At 61.8% G+C, this 16,669-nt stretch carries 15 protein-coding genes; 4 read left to right on the forward strand and 11 right to left on the reverse strand.

Translation table 11 applies throughout. The features are described 5' to 3' along the window. Window positions 1–43 precede the first annotated feature (43 nt). Both V7773_RS18650 and V7773_RS18655 read right to left on the reverse strand, forming a co-directional pair. The gene (locus V7773_RS18650; protein WP_336074428.1) at window positions 44–1,009 is read right to left on the reverse strand and encodes a 2-oxoglutarate and iron-dependent oxygenase domain-containing protein; all 966 of its coding nucleotides are present in this window, start codon (window positions 1,007–1,009) and stop codon (window positions 44–46) included. A gap of 84 nt (window positions 1,010–1,093) precedes the next feature. Then, window positions 1,094–2,176, reverse strand: coding sequence for a BMP family ABC transporter substrate-binding protein (locus tag V7773_RS18655; protein ID WP_063323087.1), 1,083 nt, complete (start codon window positions 2,174–2,176; stop codon window positions 1,094–1,096). A 314-nt stretch (window positions 2,177–2,490) separates the two neighbouring features. On the opposite strand from V7773_RS18655, the gene V7773_RS18660 reads away from it, so the two are divergent. Next, window positions 2,491–3,582, forward strand: coding sequence for a calcium:proton antiporter (locus tag V7773_RS18660; RefSeq protein ID WP_336074431.1), 1,092 nt, complete (start codon window positions 2,491–2,493; stop codon window positions 3,580–3,582). A 243-nt stretch (window positions 3,583–3,825) separates the two neighbouring features. Here V7773_RS18660 and V7773_RS18665 read toward each other — a convergent pair whose 3' ends face one another. The 3 genes from V7773_RS18665 to V7773_RS18675 all read right to left on the reverse strand — a co-directional run bounded on the left by V7773_RS18665 (window position 3,826) and on the right by V7773_RS18675 (window position 6,494). Beyond that, the gene (locus V7773_RS18665; protein WP_336074433.1) at window positions 3,826–5,184 is read right to left on the reverse strand and encodes an 8-oxoguanine deaminase; all 1,359 of its coding nucleotides are present in this window, start codon (window positions 5,182–5,184) and stop codon (window positions 3,826–3,828) included. A gap of 247 nt (window positions 5,185–5,431) precedes the next feature. Next, the gene (locus V7773_RS18670) at window positions 5,432–6,118 is read right to left on the reverse strand and encodes an SDR family oxidoreductase (RefSeq protein WP_063323084.1); all 687 of its coding nucleotides are present in this window, start codon (window positions 6,116–6,118) and stop codon (window positions 5,432–5,434) included. Window positions 6,119–6,143: 25 nt separating this feature from the next. Continuing rightward, the gene (locus V7773_RS18675; RefSeq protein WP_053118143.1) at window positions 6,144–6,494 is read right to left on the reverse strand and encodes a MerR family transcriptional regulator; all 351 of its coding nucleotides are present in this window, start codon (window positions 6,492–6,494) and stop codon (window positions 6,144–6,146) included. Between the two features lie 81 nt (window positions 6,495–6,575). Here V7773_RS18675 and V7773_RS18680 point away from each other — a divergent pair, with 81 nt between their 5' ends. Next, window positions 6,576–7,013: a hypothetical protein gene (locus V7773_RS18680; RefSeq protein WP_063323082.1), complete on the forward strand. Its 438-nt coding sequence runs from the start codon at window positions 6,576–6,578 to the stop codon at window positions 7,011–7,013. 52 nt (window positions 7,014–7,065) lie between these two features. On the opposite strand, the gene V7773_RS18685 is transcribed toward V7773_RS18680, so the two are convergent. From V7773_RS18685 to V7773_RS18710, 6 genes are all read right to left on the reverse strand, one after another. Further along, window positions 7,066–7,992 (reverse strand): ABC transporter permease, encoded by a 927-nt coding sequence (locus V7773_RS18685; RefSeq protein WP_063323081.1) that lies wholly within the window; start codon window positions 7,990–7,992, stop codon window positions 7,066–7,068. After that, window positions 7,992–9,098: an ABC transporter permease gene (locus tag V7773_RS18690; RefSeq protein ID WP_063323080.1), complete on the reverse strand. Its 1,107-nt coding sequence runs from the start codon at window positions 9,096–9,098 to the stop codon at window positions 7,992–7,994. Before V7773_RS18690 ends, V7773_RS18685 begins: the two co-directional genes overlap by 1 nt. Window positions 9,099–9,110: 12 nt before the next feature. Beyond that, window positions 9,111–10,664, reverse strand: coding sequence for an ABC transporter ATP-binding protein (locus V7773_RS18695; protein WP_336074439.1), 1,554 nt, complete (start codon window positions 10,662–10,664; stop codon window positions 9,111–9,113). Between the two features lie 532 nt (window positions 10,665–11,196). Continuing rightward, complete coding sequence (locus tag V7773_RS18700) at window positions 11,197–11,778, reverse strand: IMPACT family protein (protein WP_336074440.1); 582 nt, start codon at window positions 11,776–11,778, stop codon at window positions 11,197–11,199. Between the two features lie 7 nt (window positions 11,779–11,785). After that, complete coding sequence (locus V7773_RS18705; RefSeq protein ID WP_063323077.1) at window positions 11,786–12,436, reverse strand: TetR/AcrR family transcriptional regulator; 651 nt, start codon at window positions 12,434–12,436, stop codon at window positions 11,786–11,788. Between the two features lie 197 nt (window positions 12,437–12,633). Next, window positions 12,634–13,554 carry a LysR family transcriptional regulator gene (locus tag V7773_RS18710; RefSeq protein WP_092147139.1) on the reverse strand — a complete coding sequence of 307 codons (921 nt, stop codon included), beginning with the start codon at window positions 13,552–13,554 and terminating at the stop codon, window positions 12,634–12,636. Window positions 13,555–13,676: 122 nt separating this feature from the next. Here V7773_RS18710 and V7773_RS18715 point away from each other — a divergent pair, with 122 nt between their 5' ends. Together V7773_RS18715 and V7773_RS18720 are read left to right on the forward strand one after the other, a co-directional pair. After that, window positions 13,677–15,026 carry an aspartate aminotransferase family protein gene (locus V7773_RS18715; RefSeq protein WP_003197518.1) on the forward strand — a complete coding sequence of 450 codons (1,350 nt, stop codon included), beginning with the start codon at window positions 13,677–13,679 and terminating at the stop codon, window positions 15,024–15,026. 71 nt (window positions 15,027–15,097) lie between these two features. Beyond that, window positions 15,098–16,591: a CoA-acylating methylmalonate-semialdehyde dehydrogenase gene (locus tag V7773_RS18720; RefSeq protein ID WP_336074443.1), complete on the forward strand. Its 1,494-nt coding sequence runs from the start codon at window positions 15,098–15,100 to the stop codon at window positions 16,589–16,591. Window positions 16,592–16,669 lie beyond the last annotated feature (78 nt).

Genomic DNA, 16,669 nt, shown 5'->3' on the forward strand with positions numbered 1-16,669 from the left:
GGCGCTGGCCGCCCTGTCGGGTAAAACCTGACCGGCTGATCCACTACACGGCGAGCGACTCACGCCGATAAGCATAGGTGTCGGCGAAGCGCGACAGCAGGAATTCGGCGCAGGTCGTCGTTGGGTACTTTGGCGGGTGGGCGTCATCCTGGCAACCGGGCAGGCATTGGATCAGCGTGTCGGGGTGCGGCTCGGCAAAGAACGGCATCGAGTACCGGTCCATCCCCAGCGGGCTGATCACTCGATGCGGCGTCGACAGGTAACGGTCGTTGCTCCAGCGCGCCATCATGTCGCCGAGGTTGACCACGAAGGTGCCGTCGATGGGCGGCGCGTCGATCCATTGGCCGTCGACGTTGCGCACTTGCAGGCCGCCGGCGGCGTCCTGATAGAGCAAGGTGATGCAGCCATAATCGGTATGGGCGCCGGCTCCTTGCTGTTCGGCGCTACTGGCAGTGCGGCGGGGCGGGTAGTGGATCAGGCGCAGTACACTGACCGGCTCGTTGAAGCGCGTGTCGAAAAAGTCCCGTTCGATACCCAGGGCCAGGGTCATGGCCCGCAGCAGTGTTTGTGCAAGTGCCTGCATGTCGCGGTAATGCTGCTCCATCAAGCTTTCCCAGCCAATCAGGTCCGGGTGGCGGTTGGGGCCGCGCAGGGGTTTTTCCGCGAGGACTTCGGGATGATCGACCGGCAAGTGCAGGCCCATGTCGAAGGTTTCCTTCAGGTCGCTGGGCTTGGTCGGGTCCAGTTGTTCGGTGGCGACGGCGCCGTAGCCGCGGTGGTGGCGGGTCTGGGTGATGTCGATCTTGAGTTTTTCTTCGACGGGCAGGGCGAAGAAGCGTTGGGCACTGCCCAGCACCTCGGCGATACGCGCCGGGCTGATGGGATGACCCTTGATGTAGAAAAAGCCCCATTGGCGGCAGGCGTGGTCGATCTGCTCGGCGACGGTTTGCCAGGCGCTGGGCTCATCGCCGTAGAGCGGGCTGATGTCGATGATGGGCAGGCTGTTCATGCGGCTTTCCTGGCTTGGAATAGGAGCCCCATGTGGGAGCGAGCAAGCTCTCTCCCACAATAGGTTTTGGGTTGGTTTTGGGGACTATTTGGGAATCTCAGCCTTCATGCCTTCGACGTAATAATTCATCGACGCCAGTTCCGCGTTGGTGGCGCTCACGCCCGCCGGAATTTTCTCGACGCCGGCCTGGTCCTTGATCGGGCCGGTGAACGGATGGAAGGTCCCGCTCTCGATGTCAGCGATGATCTGTTCGGCTTCGCCCTTGACCGCTGCTGGCACCAGGTCGCTGATCGGCAGTTTCACCGTGCCTTCTTTCAGGCCACCCCAGTAGTCCTGGGATTTCCAGTTGTGGTCGAGCACGCTTTGGGTTGCCTGGATGTAATGCGGGCCCCAGTCATTGACGATGGACGTCAGCACCGCCTTGGGACCGAAGTGAGCCATGTCCGAAGCGTAGCCGACCGCATAGACGCCGCGTCGCTCGGCAGCCTGGATCGGCGCCGGGCTGTCGGTGTGCTGGAACACCACGTCCACGCCCTGGTCGATCAGCGCGTTGGCGGCGTCGGCTTCCTTGCCCGGGTCGAACCAGGAGTTGACCCACACCACTTTGATCTCGCTGCCGGGGTTGTACTTGTTCAGGGCCAGTTGGATGGCGTTGATGTCGCGGATGACTTCCGGGATCGGGAAGGAGGCGACGTAGCCGATCTTCTTGGTCTTGGTCATCTTGGCCGCGAGAAAACCACCGACGTAGCGGCCCTCATAGGTGCGAGCCAGGTACGTGCCCAGGTTCTTGTCCTGCTTGTAGCCGGTGGCGTGTTCGAAGATCACCTTGGGAAACTGCTTGGCGACTTTCAGTGTCGGGTTCATGTAGCCGAAGGAGGTGGTGAAGATCAGGTCGTATTTGTCCTTGGCCATGTTGCGGATCACCCGCTCGGCATCGGCACCCTCTGGCACGTTTTCCACGTAGTTGGTGGTGATCTGCTCGCCGAATTTCGCCGCCAGCTCCTTGCGCCCTTGTTCATGCTGATAGGTCCAGCCGTGATCGCCGATCGGACCGATGTAGACGAAGCCGACCTTCAGCGGGTCGGCGGCACTGGCATTCAGGCCGGCGCCCAGGCCGACGGCGGCGACGACGGCGCAAAGCAACTTCTTCAAGGGGCGTTTGTGCATGAACTCGAACTCCATTTTGTTGTGAGGTTGGCTGTACGGCACCAATGCAAAATGCTGACCAACAAGACAACTAATCGACACGGTCCAATTGTGGCGAGGGCGCTTGCTCCCGCTCGGTCGCGCAGCGGCTGTAAAAGCCGGGGGCCGCTGCGCGCCCCAGCGGGAGCAAGCTCCCTCGCCACAGTACGATCGTCCGGGCGATAAAGGTGCGCGCCGCCCGCCACTCGCCACCCCCTGGTGCATCACACCGAACGAAACGTTCACCGCCTCCTATAGTCAGTAATTCATGACCCGCCCACGCTGACAGGCCTGCGATGCTCACTTTGCTCAAGCAAGAAAAACTGCTGTTGCTGGCGCTGATCGCCGCGTGTATCGCCTATCCGCTGGAACATTGGCTATTGGGCAACGGGCAACTGGTCGCGTTGATCAGCGGCCTGGTGCTGATCGGCTTCATCGTCGCCGCCTCGATGCGCGTGGCTCATCACGCCGAACTGCTGGCGGAAAAGGTCGGTGATCCCTACGGCACGATGATCCTGACGCTGTCGGCGGTGCTGGTGGAGGTGGTGATCCTGGCGATCATGATGAGCAACGAAGCGTCATCGACACTGGTGCGGGACACGATCTACTCGGCGGTGATGCTCGACATCAACGGCATCCTCGGGCTCGCGGCGCTGATGGGCGGGATCAAGCATGGCGAGCAGGCCTACAACGACGATTCGGCGCGCACCTACAGCGTGATGATTCTCACCGCCATGGGGGTATCGATGGTGGTGCCGGAGTTCATTCCTCGCGAGAGCTGGAAAATGTATTCGGCCTTTACCATCGGCGCGATGATCGTGCTGTACACCTTGTTCCTGCGCATGCAGGTCGGGCCTCACAGTTACTTCTTCAGCTACAGCTACCCGGAAAAACGCCGCAAGAAAGAGCCGGTGGAAAACGAACCGGAACCCATCAGCCTGGCGCTTTCCATCGGTGCGCTGGTGTTTGGCGTGGTGGTGATCGGTGCCCTGGCCGAGGTCATGTCCAAGGCTATCGATCTCGGGCTGGAAGGCTCGGGCGCGCCGCCGGTGGTCACGGCGATCCTGGTGGCCGCCATCTCCGCCGCACCGGAAATCCTCACCGCCCTGCGCGCGGCCCTGGCGAACCGCATGCAGTCGGTGGTGAACATTGCATTGGGCGCTTCGCTGTCCACGGTGATTCTCACCGTGCCCGTGATGGAGGCCATGGCCCTTTATACCGGCCAGCCTTTCCAAATGGCCATGACGCCGGTGCAGACCGTGATGATCTTCATCACCCTGATCGTCAGCGCCATCAACCTCAACGATGGCGAAACCAATGCCATTGAAGGCATGACCCACTTTGTGTTGTTCGCGACGTTTATCATGTTGTCGTTGCTGGGACTCTAGGCTCTGCACAAAGCCAAACTGTGGGAGCGGGCTTGCTGTTCACTTAGGGCAATAGACAAACCCGTGGCGAGGGAGCTTGCTCCCGCTGGGCCGCGGAGCGGCCCCAAAACCTGCCAAATGCGGAGCATCGGACACACCGGTTTACGACTGCTTCGCAGCCGAGCGGGAGCAAGCTCCCTCGCCACAGGTCCATCATTTTTCTTAAATGAACCGCATTGGCTCCCACCGGGGATTTTGGCTGGATCAGGCTCCGGCGATCAGTTCCCGCGCCGCCTGGCTGTGATCGGCAATCAGGCCCTTCAAGTCCAACCCTTCGACCTCTCCATCGATCACCCGCCAGTGCCCGCCGATCATCACCCGATCCGCCCGATCCGCACCGCACAGCAGCAGCGCCGAGACCGGGTCGTGGCTGCCGGAAAAGCGCAGATCATCAAGCTTGAACAGCGCCAGGTCGGCTTGCTTGCCCACCTCCAATTCACCGATATCGCCGCGCCCGAGCAGTTGCGCCGAGCCCCGGGTTGCCCAGCCCAGTACGCGTTCCGGCGTGATCGCTTGCGCGCCATAGCGCAGGCGCTGGATGTACAGCGCCTGGCGGGTTTCGAGGATCATGTTCGAGGCATCGTTGGATGCCGAACCGTCTACCCCCAGGCCCACGGGAGCGCCGGCGGCGGTCAGGTCCAGGGTCGGGCAAATGCCCGAGGCCAGGCGCATGTTCGAACTGGGGCAGTGACAGATGCCGGTGCCAGCGGCGCCGAGACGAGCGATTTCATCCGGGTTGAAATGAATGCCGTGGGCCAGCCAGGTACGGGGGCCAAGCCAGCCGACGCTGTCCAGGTAATCCACGGTGCGCAGGCCGAAGCGTTGCAGGCAAAAGTCCTCTTCATCGAGGGTCTCGGCCAGATGCGTGTGCAGGCGTACGTCGAGTTTTTCCGCCAGCTCGGCGCTGGCTTGCATGATCTCGGGCGTGACCGAAAACGGTGAGCAGGGCGCCAGGGCAATCTGGATCCGGGCGCCGTCACCGCGCTCGTGGTACTGGCTGATCAAGCGCTGGCTGTCGTCGAGAATCACCTGGCCCTGCTGCACGGTCTGCTGCGGCGGCAAGCCACCGTCGGCCTCGCCCAGGCTCATGGAACCGCGGGTCAGCATCGCGCGCATGCCCAGTTCACGAACACTCTGCACCTGCACATCGATGGCATTTTCCAGGCCGTCGGGGAACAGGTAGTGGTGGTCGGCCGCCGTGGTGCAGCCTGACAGCAGCAACTCGGCCAAGGCCACTTTGCTGGCCAGGGCAAGTTTTTCCGGGGTCAGCCGCGCCCACACCGGGTAGAGGGTCTTCAACCAGGGAAACAACGGCTGGTTCACCACCGGCGCCCAGGCGCGGGTCAGGGTTTGGTAGAAGTGATGGTGGGTGTTGATCAACCCCGGCAGGATCACATGCTCGCGTGCATCGAAGATGTCGTCACAGGGCTGGGTGGGTTGTTGGCCGGCGCTCAGCAGTTCGACGATCACACCGTCCTGCAGGACGAGGCCGCCACGGGCATCGAGGTCGTTGGCGGTGAAAATGGCGAGGGGATTTTTTAACCAGGTACGGGTCGCAGGCATGGTGGCCGGCTCCTCTGAAAGTGGGTTCAGGTTAGCCAGCTCAGTGATGCCCTGTCTGCTGATCCAGGGTCGCCCGTTGGACAGGGCGAGGTGCGGAGTTTACTCAGGTTGCCGGGCGCAGATCCAGTGTCAGGTCGAGACCCCTGTGGGAGCGAGCTTGCTCGCGATATCGGTAGATCAGCGACATCAATCTTGGATGTAAGGCCGCCATCGCGAGCAAGCTCGCTCCCACCGAGAAAAGATGGGGTTACCAGGGAATCGTTTCGCCCCTGTAGTTGACGAAGTGATGCCCGCCCTTGCCGACGAAGGCATTCACTTGGTCGATCAACCCGCGGGTGCTGGTCTCGACATCGATGTCCGCGCCTTCACCGCCCATGTCGGTCTTGACCCAGCCCGGGTGCAGCGACAGCACGGTCAATGCCTGCTCGCCCAGTTGGCTGACAAAACTGTTGGTCATCGAATTGAGCGCCGCCTTGCTGGCCTTGTACAGCGCCAGTTCCGGGGCGTCGGGCATGGTCACGCTGCCCAGCACCGAGCTCATGAACGCCAGCACGCCGCTGCCGTCGCGGATCTGGCCGACAAAGCGCTGGGCCAGGTTGATCGGGGCCACGGCGTTGGTGAAGAACAACTGGCCGACTTCGGCCAGCGTCGCGCCGCCTGGGCTCTGGTTGTCCGGACCCTTGACGCCGGCGTTGACGAACAGCAGGTCGAAGGTTTCGCCCTTGAGTTGTTGACTCAGGGCGATGACCGCTTGCTGGTCGTCCATGTCGAGTCTTTCGATCCGCACCGGGCCCAGCGCCCTCAAAGCCTCTGCGTTCTGCGGGTTGCGCACGGTGGCGGTCACGTTCCAGCCATCGCTGAGCAGGGTCTTCACCAGACCAAGGCCCAGGCCCCGGGAGGCGCCGATGATCAATGCGTTTCTTGCCGAATTCATGAGAGGCATCCTTGAAAGAAAAAGGTCATGGATTTAATGGACAGCGTTGCCCGAGCCGTTGTTTCAGCTCGTGACGCAACGCGTCGAGTTCGGTCATACGGGTTTCGATCAGGTTCAGTTTGTCTTGCAGCAATTGCGTCACGGCGCAGTCCGGGTCGGGGGCGTTCCACAGGGCGGCGACGCTGGCGCCGATCTCGCCCAGGGTAAAGCCCAGGCGCTGGGCGGTCTTGATATAGAGCACCAGTTGGACCACGTCGGCGGGGTAGTCGCGATAGCCGTTAGCGCTGCGCGTCGCTGCGATCAGGCCCCGCTGCTCGTAGAAGCGCAGCGTGTCTCGACTGACGGCGCAGGCCTGGGCTAATTCACCGATGCGCATTGTGGAACTCCAGAGGACTTGACCTTGGAGCATACCCCAGGCTTTAGCCTTTTCGCTCCCCAATTATCTGGAGCAAAGTGTATGTGGACTTCGATGCAGTATCGCCGGGTGGTGCTCGGCAGTGCCTGGTACGACCTGATCGTGTCGGCCGCGCTGGTCACGCCGTGGAGCTTTGCGGCGCTGCATGGTGTGTTGATGAGCTTGGCTCAGCTATTCGACCTGCCTGGAGAACTGCCGCCGTTTGCGCCGGCGCATGTGCTGATGGTGAATCTGCTGGGCTCGATTGTCTGCGTGTGGGCGGTGCTGCGGATTCGGGATCCGCAGCCGCTGTATGGGCGTTATGACGCGACGGGGCGGTTTCTGTTTGCCGCCTGGATGCTGTATGCGCTGCTTCATGGGGCCAGCGCGGTGTTGTGGGTTTTCCTGTTTTTCGAGGTGGTGTGGGGCGTCGTGCAGACACTGCCCGTCCGTGGCGAGGGAGCTTGCTCCCGTTCGACTGCGCAGCAGTCGCCTTCCTAAGAGGGACGCTGCGCGCCCCAGCGGGAGCAAGCTCCCTCGCCACAGGTGTACTTCAATGCCCCGACTGCCAAGGTTGCCCCAAGGACACCGGCGCATACAGTCGGGTGCGCACGGCGTCCCGGGACAGCAGCACCAGCACCACAATGGTCGCGGCATACGGCAACATCGCCAGCAAGCTCGATGGAATCGCCAGCCCCAAGCCCTGGGCCACCAGGTGCAGGATGCTGGCGAGGCCGAACAGGTAGGCACCCAGCAGCAGGCGCCACACCCGCCAACTGGCGAACACCACCAGCGCCAGGGCGATCCAGCCGCGCCCGGCGCTCATGTTCTCGGCCCACATCGGCGTGTAGGCCAACGACAGATAGGCGCCGGCCAACCCGGCCATGGCGCCGCCGAACAGCACCGCCAGGGTCCGCACCCTTAACACCGGCAGGCCCATGGCGCTGGCGGCATCGGGGTTTTCCCCGACGGCCTGGATGATCAACCCGACGCGACTTTTCACAATCATCCACGCCACCAGGGCAAACAGCGCGAAGGACAGGTAAACCAGCAGATCCTGGGCAAACAGCATCCGCCCGATCAACGGAATGTCACTCAGGTAAGGAATGGCCAGCGGCTCGAACCCCGCCAGTGGTTTGCCGACCCAGGCCGCGCCGACAAAACTCGACAGGCCCACGCCGAAAATCGTCAACGCCAGCCCGGTGGCCACCTGATTGGCGTTGAATACCAGCGCCACCAACGCGAACAGCGCCGACAACAGCATGCCGGCAGCCATCGCTAGCAGCACGCCGAGCCAGAGGTTGCCGCTGTTGAAGGCGACGATAAAACCGATCACCGCACCGAACAGCATCATGCCTTCCTGGCCCAGGTTGAGGACGCCGCTTTTTTCGCAGACCAATTCACCCAAGGCCACCAGCAGTAACGGCGTACCGCAGCGGACCATGGCGTAGAAAATATTGCTCAACAGGTCGATATCCATCACAGCGCTCCTGCCTGTACGGCGGTGGTTCGGGTGCGCCGGGCCCAGCGTAGGTTGAGGCGTGGCCGGTAGAGGATTAGCACGTCGCAGGCCAACAGGAAAAACAGCATCATTCCCTGGAACAACTGGGTGATTGCCTGGGGAAGGTTCAGCGACATCTGCGCGCTCTCGCCGCCGATATACAGCAACGCCATCAACAGGCTGGAAAACAGAATGCCGATGGGATTGAGCCGTCCCAGGAACGCCACGGTAATTGCCGCATAGCCGTAGCCCGGCGACACCTGCGGCACCAGTTGGCCGATCGGCCCGGTCACTTCGCAGACGCCGGCCAGCCCGGCCAGCGCCCCGCTGATCAACAGCGCCAGCCACACCAGCGGCTTCTGGCGAAAACCGGCGAAACCAGCGGCGCGGGCATCGAGGCCCAGCACCTTGATTTGAAAGCCGACGAAGCTTTTCTGCAGCAACACCCACACCGCCACCAGCGCCAGCAGGGCGAAATATAGCCCGGCATGGACCCGACCATCTTCCAGCAACAACGGCAGGCGACTGGCCTCGCCGAACATCGCCGACTCCGGGAAATTGAAACCCGCTGGGTCTTTCAACGGTCCGTGAACGCAAAACAACAGCAGGTTCAGGGCGATGTAATTGAGCATGATGCTGGTGAGGATTTCGTTGGCATTGAAGCGCGTGCGCAGCCACGCTGTGAGCCCGGCCCAGGCCGCACCGGCCAGGGTGCCGGTCAGCAGGATCAGCACCAGTGCCCAGCGGCTTTGCACGTCGATGATGTTCACCGCCAAGGCACTGCCGGCCAAGGCGCCCAGCAACAGCTGGCCTTCAGCGCCGATGTTCCAGATTCGCGCCTGATAGGCCACTGCCAGGCCGAGGGCGCACAGCAGGATCGGCAAGGTCTTGACCAGCCACTCGGACACGCCGTACAGATCGCTGATCGGGGCGATCAACAGGGTGTACAGCGTTTGCAGCGGGTCATGCCCCAGGGCGATAAACAGCAGCGAGCCACAGGCCAGGGTCAACACGGCGGCCAGTAGCGGCGAGCACCAGAGCATCAGGCGCGATTGTTGGCCGCGAGGTTCGAGAGAAAGCAGCATGTAGAACTCCGTTTAAACCGGTGCGGGGGCAGGGGATCGAGGGGCGTCGAACTGGCCGGCCATCCAGCCGCCGACGTCACTGAGACGGGTTTCGACGGTGGGTCTCAAGGCCGACAGACGCCCGCCGCACAAGGCGCCGAGGCGATCGCTGATCTGGAACAGTTCGTCGAGGTCTTCGGAGATCACCAGAATCGCCGCGCCCGCATCGCGCAGGGCGATCAGGGCGCGATGGATGGTCGCGGCCGCGCCGACGTCCACGCCCCAGGTCGGGTGAGCGGCCACCAGCAGCTTCGGCTGTTGCAGGATTTCCCGGCCAAGAATGAATTTCTGCAGGTTGCCCCCCGAAAGGCTGCGCGCCGGGGTTTTGGTATCGCGTGTCTTCACGCCAAAGCGACGGATGATCTCCTCGGCCAGGTGTTCGACCTTGCTGCGGCGAATCAGTCCGTGGCTGACCAGGCCCTGTTGGAAAGCGCTGAGCAAGGCGTTATCCGCCAGGCTCAATTGCGGCACGGCGCCATGGCCCAGGCGCTCGGCGGGGACAAATGCCAGCCCGAGCCGGCGACGGGCGTCGGGGCGTAGATGAGCCACGGGTTGCCCGTCGAATCGGATCGTTTCGCCTTGCGGGCGGGCAAGCGGAGTCTCTCCGCTGAGCAACGCCAGCCATTCGTCCTGACCATTGCCCGCCACCCCGGCGATGCCGACGATTTCGCCGCTGCGCACCTCCAGGTCGATCTCCCGCAACGAGCAGCCGAACGGGTCCGGGTTGTGCCAGGACAGCTTGTCGATCTGCAGGAAGGCTTTGTCGGCGCTGACCTTGGGATAATCCGTGATCAGCCCGGCCGCTTCGCCGACCATCAGTTGCGCCAACTCCCGGTCCGAGCAATGCGCCGGGGTGCAATGCCCCGACACCCGTCCTGCGCGCAGCACCGTGGCGCTGTGGCACAACGCTCGCACTTCCCCAAGCTTGTGGCTGATAAACAAGATGCTGCAGCCCTCGCTCGCCAGACGGCGCAGGGTCACGAACAGCTCTTCGGCTTCAACGGGCGTGAGCACCGAGGTTGGTTCGTCGAGAATCAGCAGGCGAATGTCCTGCATCAGGCAGCGAATGATTTCCACCCGTTGCCGCTCGCCAATCGACAGGCTGTGGACCAGCCGCTGCGGCTCCAGCGCCATGCCGTAGCGCCGGGAAACCTCGCGGATCCGGGGTTCCAGCTGCGCCGGCGTACCGGCTGCCGCGCCCATTGCCAGGGCAATGTTTTGCGCAACGGTGAGCGTTTCGAACAACGAGAAATGCTGGAACACCATGCCGATTCCCAGGCTGCGGGCCTGGGCCGGGTTGCGCAGGTTGACGCGCTGGCCTTGCCAGATCACCTCGCCCGAATCGGCAGGGGTGACGCCGTAGATAATCTTCATCAGGGTGCTTTTACCCGCACCATTTTCCCCGAGCAGGGCGTGGATCTCGCCGGGTTGGATGCTCAGGTCGATGGCGTCGTTGGCCAGGCAACCGGGGTAGCGTTTGCTGATGTTGCGCAATTGCAGGCGCGCGATGGAGTCGGGGTTGGACATGACAGGCTCGGGCCGATGGACAGGAATGCCTGTGGATAAAGCAATTTCCTGGCCATCAGGTCAGGAAATCGCCTCGGCCCGCACCGCCAAGGCTCTTTGCAGGTAGCCTGGGCATCTGCCATAGGAAAATTCTGCACCGGTTTGGAGCGCGCAAGTTTTGCGCAGGCATCGGTTTGCCCTGAAATGGGTGGTTAAAAATTGAGCAAGCGGCTGCGAGCCATGCCCTCCTTGGGGTAGCAGGAGCCATGAACGGGTTATCCACAGGTTGCTCCACAGTTATTGTGTGCAAGCCGGAAACTCGGGCATAAGCACTGCGGGGCTTTCTTCTAAAGGTGATAAACCGCCGCAAGCGTTTGTTTTATGGATGGATTTGTCGATTCGACGGGACTTTGGCTGAAAAATGAGCAACTCTCTGAAACCCGCATGACAGAAGGGTTACAGAGGGATTTGCTCAGGTTATCCACAGTCGGGCCCACAGTGGATGTGGGCAAGTTGAACGATTGCGGGCGCCCTGAAAGGTCGCAGGATGATCTCAACGTGCCAGCATAATCCGGCCACGACTCAGGTCGGCCAGGTGCGTCTGCAATGTTTCGATCTGCGCTTCACCCACGGCCAGTTGAAGGTCGACGCCATTGGCCGTAAAGCGTTCTTCATTGACCAACCCGTCGCATTCGGCGACGCGCAGTTTCACCAGGGCCAGTTCGGCGAATTCGCAGGAACAGCGCAACGCCACGCGACTGATCAATTCGATTTTCTCGGCGTTTTGCAGGCATTTGTTCGCGCCGCCGCCATAAGCCCGGGCCAGCCCGCCCGTGCCCAGTTGAATCCCGCCGTACCAGCGGATCACCAGCACCGCGACCTGGTCGCAGGCTTGTGCTTCGATCGCGGCCAGGATCGGCCGCCCGGCGGTGCCTCCCGGCTCGCCATCGTCGTTGCTGCGGTATTGGTCGCCGAGTTTCCAGGCCCAGCAATTGTGCGAGGCATTCAGGTCGCTGTGCTGGTCGATAAAGGCCTGGGCGTCGGCGGGGCTGCTGATGGGCGCGGCGAACGTGATGAAGCGGCTTTTGCGAATTTCTTCGCGGTATTCGCAAAAGCCGGCAAGGGTAAAGGGCATGGCGATCTTAGAGGGCAGGTGTCAGGCCGCAGCCCTTGAGAATGATGCGGATCAGGTTATCGCCAGCCTCGACCATGTCCTGCTTGGTCAACTTGCTGCGACCGGTCACGCGACAGATCTGGGTGGCGAAGTCGGCGTAATGCTGGGTACTGCCCCACAACAGGAAAATGAGGTGAACCGGGTCGATCGGGTCCATCTTGCCGGCATCGATCCAGGCTTGGAATACGGCCGCCCGACCATTGAACCAGGTGCGATAATCCTGGTTGAAATACTCGCTCAGGCATTCGCCACCGCTGATCACTTCCATGGCAAACAACCGCGACGCCTGGGGTTGGCGACGAGAGAACTCCATCTTGGCGCGGATATAGCGGGTCAAGGCTTCGGCCGGATCATCCTCGGCGGTGAGGGTGTTGAAGGTGCTGTCCCACAATTCGATGATGTTGCTCAGCACCGCCACGTACAAGCCGAGTTTATTGGTGAAGTAATAATGCAGGTTCGCCTTGGGCAGCCCGGCCTTAAGGGCGATGGCATTCATGCTGGTGCCTTTGAACCCGTGACGGGCGAATTCATCTTCGGCAGCCTTGAGGATCGTCTCTTCGTTCTTTTGACGAATGCGACTGGTGGGCTTGCCACCGTGGGCAGGGACTTCAAAGGTCATGAGCGTTTCCGAGCAGGGTCTGTGGGCAAGCAAATGCGTTGATAGCGCACCGGCATCAATCCGACAAGTGCCATCACACTAAAAGCCCGACTAAACACCTGTGGGAGCTTGCTCGCGATAGCAGTGGATCCGTCACATCTTTATTGACTGAATAACCGCTATCGCGAGCAAGCTCGCTCCCACAAAGAGCAAAAGGGTTAACGGGTGGCCGCCAGGCTTTCGAGAAAACTCTCCAGCACCAGATGAGGCCGACGCCCCTTGCGGGTGACCGACGCCAGGCTCAGGTCATAGAAACGTGCCGAGGGCTTCAAGGCCCGCAGCCGACCTTGCTGGACCCAGAGGCTGGCGTAGTGATCGGGCAAGTAACCGATGTAGCGTCCGGTGAGGATCAGGAACGCCATGCCTTCGCGGTCCGATGCGCTCGCGGTGCAATTGAGCGCCTGGTAATGGGCCTGTATGTCGGCTGGCAGGCGGAAGGTCGGCGCGATGGCGTCCTGGCTGTTGAGGCGAGCGTCCTCAAGTTGCTGGTCATCGACATAAAACAGCGGATGCCCGACCGCGCAGTACAGCAGCGATCGTTCACTGTACAGCGGTTGATATTCCAGCCCGGACAGGGCACTGGCCTGGGGAACCACGCCGACGTGCAAACGCCCGTCGAGCACGCCTTGCTCGACTTCGTTGGGGGCGATCATGCGAATCTGGATCTGCACGTCGGGCCCGCGTTCCTTCAATTGCGCCAAAGCGTGGGTGATGCGCATGTGGGGCAGGGTGACCAGGTTGTCGGTCAGGCCGATGGTCAGTTCGCCGCGCAGATGCTGGTGCAAGCCGTTAACCTCGGTGCGAAAGCTTTCCAGTGCGCTCAAGAGCTGCAACGCCGATTGATACACCTCGCGACCTTCCTCGGTCAGGGAAAAGCCCGCGCGCCCGCGCTGGCACAGGCGCAGGCCGAGACGTTGTTCGAGGTCGCTCATCTGCTGGCTGATGGCCGACCGGCCGATGCCAAGCACGGTTTCCGCTGCGGAGAAACCACCACATTCCACCACGCTGCGGAAAATGCGCAGCAGGCGAATATCAAAGTCGCTGACCTGGGCCAGTGGATCGGGACGACGAGCGCTCATAGTTTAGTGATCCGCCGACTGAAGGTTACAAAAGTTGGATTTCACCGACTTTATCGTCGTGGCAACTTAGCTGCAAGAACGCTTTCGATCCCCTGTCGCTTATGACCTGCGAGGTTTTGTCGATGAACATGCCCGAACACGCTGCCGGTTCCCTGGCCAGCCAGCTCAAGCTGGATGCCCACTGGATGCCTTACACCGCCAACCGCAATTTCCAGCGCGATCCGCGCCTGATCGTCGCTGCCGAAGGCAGTTGGCTAGTGGATGACAAGGGGCGCAAGGTGTACGACTCGTTGTCGGGCCTGTGGACATGCGGCGCCGGGCACACCCGCAAGGAAATCCAGGAAGCGGTCGCCAAGCAGCTGGGCACCCTCGATTACTCGCCGGGGTTCCAGTATGGCCATCCGCTGTCGTTCCAACTGGCGGAAAAAATCACCAGCCTGACCCCGGGCAATCTCAATCATGTGTTCTTTACCGACTCCGGCTCCGAGTGCGCGGATACGGCGGTGAAGATGGTCCGCGCCTACTGGCGTCTCAAGGGGCAGGCGACCAAGACCAAGATGATTGGTCGTGCTCGTGGCTATCACGGCGTGAACATCGCGGGCACCAGCCTCGGCGGTGTCAACGGCAACCGCAAACTGTTCGGCCAGGCCATGATGGACGTCGACCACTTGCCGCACACCTTGCTGGCCAGCAATGCCTATTCCCGTGGCATGCCAAAAGAGGGTGGCATCGCCTTGGCCGATGAGCTGTTGAAGCTGATCGAGCTGCACGATGCTTCCAACATCGCGGCGGTGTTCGTCGAACCGATGGCCGGCTCGGCTGGCGTGCTGGTTCCGCCAGAGGGTTATCTCAAGCGTCTGCGGGAAATCTGCGACCAGCACAGCATCCTGCTGGTGTTCGACGAAGTGATCACCGGTTTCGGCCGCACCGGTTCGATGTTCGGTGCCGACAGCTTTGGTGTGACCCCCGACCTGATGTGCATCGCCAAGCAAGTCACCAATGGCGCGATCCCCATGGGCGCAGTGATTGCCAGCTCCGAGATCTACCAGACGTTCATGAACCAGCCGACACCTGAGTACGCGGTGGAGTTTCCCCACGGCTACACCTACTCGGCTCACCCGGTGGCCTGCGCGGCGGGCCTGGCGGCGCTGGACCTGCTGCAGAAGGAAAACCTGGTACAGAGCGTGGCCGAAATTGCCCCGCATTTCGAGAACGCGTTGCACGGTTTGAAGGGCGCGAAGAACGTCATCGACATTCGTAACTATGGCCTGGCCGGCGCGATCCAGATCGCCGGGCGCGACGGCGATGCCATCGTGCGTCCATTCGAGGCCGGCATGGCGTTGTGGAAAGCCGGGTTCTATGTGCGGTTCGGCGGCGACACCCTGCAGTTCGGGCCGACGTTCAACAGCAAGCCGCAGGACCTGGATCGCCTGTTCGACGCGGTCGGTGAAGTGCTGAACAAGCTCGACTGATCCGTTCTTCCATATAGCTTTCAATAACAGGCGTCCGTTCACGGGCGCCTGTGGATAATTCTGGAGTCCCCATGAGCCTCATCCCGCATTTGATCAATGGCGAACTGCTGAGCGACAGCGCTCGCACCGCCGATGTGTTCAACCCTTCCACTGGCCAGGCCATCCATAAAGTACCGTTGGCTGATCGCGCGACCATCCAGCAGGCCATCGACGCCGCGAAGGCGGCTTTCCCGGCTTGGCGCAATACACCTGCGGCCAAGCGTGCGCAGGTGATGTTTCGTTTCAAGCAATTGCTGGAGCAAAACGAGTCGCGTATCGCCCAGTTGATCAGTGAAGAACACGGCAAGACACTGGAAGACGCGGCCGGTGAGCTCAAGCGTGGCATCGAGAACGTCGAATTCGCCTGCGCAGCGCCGGAAATCCTGAAGGGCGAATACAGCCGTAACGTAGGACCGAACATCGACGCCTGGTCAGACTTTCAGCCTCTGGGCGTGGTGGCGGGCATCACGCCGTTCAACTTTCCGGCGATGGTGCCGCTGTGGATGTATCCGCTGGCGATCGTTTGCGGCAACTGCTTCATCCTCAAACCATCCGAGCGCGACCCAAGTTCGACATTGCTGATCGCCCAGTTGCTGTTGGAAGCCGGTTTGCCCAAAGGTGTGTTGAGCGTTGTGCATGGCGACAAGGTCGCCGTGGACGCACTGATCGAAGCGCCGGAAGTGAAGGCATTGAGTTTTGTCGGTTCGACGCCGATTGCCGAATACATCTATGCCGAGGGCACTCGACGTGGCAAACGCGTCCAGGCACTGGGCGGGGCGAAGAACCATGCGGTGCTGATGCCGGATGCCGATCTGGACAATGCCGTCAGCGCACTGATGGGCGCGGCCTACGGTTCGTGCGGCGAACGTTGCATGGCGATTTCGGTGGCGGTGTGTGTCGGCGACCAGGTGGCGGATGCGCTGGTGTCCAAGCTGGTGCCGCAGATCAAGGCGCTGAAGATTGGCGCCGGTACATCCTGTGGGCTGGACATGGGGCCGTTGGTGACGGGGCAGCACCGGGACAAGGTCAGTGGCTATATAGAAGAGGGTGTGGCGGCGGGTGCCTCGCTGATTGTCGATGGTCGCGGCTTGAGTGTGACGGGTCATGAGGAGGGCTTCTTCCTCGGTGGCTGCCTGTTCGATCGTGTGACCCCCGAGATGCGCATCTACAAGGAAGAGATCTTTGGGCCGGTGCTGTGCATCGTCCGGGTCAACAGCCTGGAAGAGGCGATGCAGTTGATCAACGATCATGAGTATGGCAACGGCACCTGCATCTTTACCCGCGATGGCGAGGCGGCGCGGTTGTTCTGCGATGAGATTGAAGTCGGCATGGTGGGCGTCAACGTTCCATTACCGGTGCCGGTTGCCTATCACAGCTTTGGCGGCTGGAAGCGCTCACTGTTCGGCGACCTGCACGCCTACGGCCCGGACGGCGTGCGTTTCTATACCCGTCGCAAAGCGATTACCCAGCGTTGGCCGCAGCGTGCCAGCCATGAGGCTTCGCAGTTTGCGTTCCCCAGCTTGTAACCGGTAAGTGAAGAGGCCGGCGCCCTTGGGCGCCGGCCTCTGTGTTTGCGGGGCTTTTTGACTGATGTGACAGAATTG

Source organism: Pseudomonas sp. 3JA, assembly GCF_036961705.1.
Lineage (GTDB): Bacteria > Pseudomonadota > Gammaproteobacteria > Pseudomonadales > Pseudomonadaceae > Aquipseudomonas > Aquipseudomonas fluorescens_Q.